General features: G+C 48.7%; 1 pseudogene. It reads left to right on the plus strand.

The features are described 5' to 3' along the window. Positions 1-60: 60 nt before the first annotated feature. A pseudogene (locus tag F752_RS25040) lies at positions 61-314 on the plus strand (HEPN domain-containing protein); the annotation flags it as partial.

A 314-nucleotide genomic window follows, 5' to 3' on the forward strand; every position in this document is an offset into this window, starting at 1 on the left:
CGATGGCAAGATAAGAAAAAATGAATATAAGATGCTACACCCCTTTAAATTCAAAAGATTATGTACACCTCCACTTATCATCTGCCTGCTGCGCTTCAGCAGAAGCTTCGGCAGGCCCTGCAGCTGATGCAGGCACAAACGCAGGCAGAGAAAATCCTGCTGCTTTCCCTGCCCTCTTCCTTAAAGGACACTTCTGAATCGCCCCAGCCCTACCTTGACCGGCTGAACTTTTTAATCCTCCTTCCTGATGCTCAAAACCAGCAGCGAAAAGAACTGCAGGAAAAGCTGGAAGAAAGCTGCCGCAGAGCAGGCAT

The organism is Nafulsella turpanensis ZLM-10 (assembly GCF_000346615.1).
Classification (GTDB): domain Bacteria; phylum Bacteroidota; class Bacteroidia; order Cytophagales; family Cyclobacteriaceae; genus Nafulsella; species Nafulsella turpanensis.